Genomic DNA, 895 nt, shown 5'->3' on the forward strand with positions numbered 1-895 from the left:
TTCTTACAGATATAACCTGTAAAATAGCCTGCATCAAGAGCTACAGCTTCAACTTTGAATCCGAATTTATTAGTTTGAGCTTGTAGACGTGCTAAATACGGCTCGGAATCCGCCATATTTCCAGCCGTTATATAGGTATCTGTAATAATATTATATTTCGCATCAGTCGTACGATGATCTAAGAAATGAAAACCGTTCGGTTTTCCATCCCTCATTAAAAATCCACTATCTGGATCCGTTGTACTGATACGAGTTTTTTTAGTGGGGGTATCACTTTCCTTTCTAGGTCTTAATTCTTTTTTCCATGTACCTCACGATCTTCGATTACCGCAGCTTCTAGTTCATCTATATAGAACTTTGCCTTTTCTTTTTTATATTTATGTACAAATTTATTTTTATTGGCATTCGCCTTAATGTGTGTAGAATCTGTCATCAACGCACGTCCTCCCACCATACGGTGCTCGGTCGCTTGACTCACAATCTCATCAAAAATTTCTTCGAAAATATTTGTATGAATGAAACGAGTACGGCGATTCCAACTGATTGTAGAATGATCTGGAATTGTATCTGATAGAGAAAAACCTAGAAACCAACGGTAGGCAATATTCGTTTTGATCTCCTTTTCCAATTGTCGCTCTGAACGAATACCATAAAAATATCCGATAAACATCATCTTAAATAAAACGATAGGGTGAATTGACGGACGACCATTGTTTTCACAGTAATAAGGGTGTAACTTTTCCTCAATAAAATCAAAACTGATTGTCGCTTCAATCGCACGAAGGAAATGGTCTTGCGGAACTAATTCTTCTACAGAAACGGATACACGCTCATCACGATGATTTTTTAAAGCACCCATCATAAAAAATCTCTCCTTTACCTCTTTTTTATCAGT

At 36.8% G+C, this 895-nt stretch carries 1 pseudogene; it reads right to left on the minus strand.

Annotated elements, in window-relative coordinates:
- Positions 1-862: pseudogene (locus ACS2MN_RS30935) on the minus strand (IS1182 family transposase); the annotation flags it as partial.
- Positions 863-895 lie beyond the last annotated feature (33 nt).

Source organism: Bacillus cereus group sp. BceL062 (genome assembly GCF_051780025.1).
In the GTDB taxonomy this organism is placed as follows: Bacteria; Bacillota; Bacilli; order Bacillales; family Bacillaceae_G; genus Bacillus_A; species Bacillus_A toyonensis.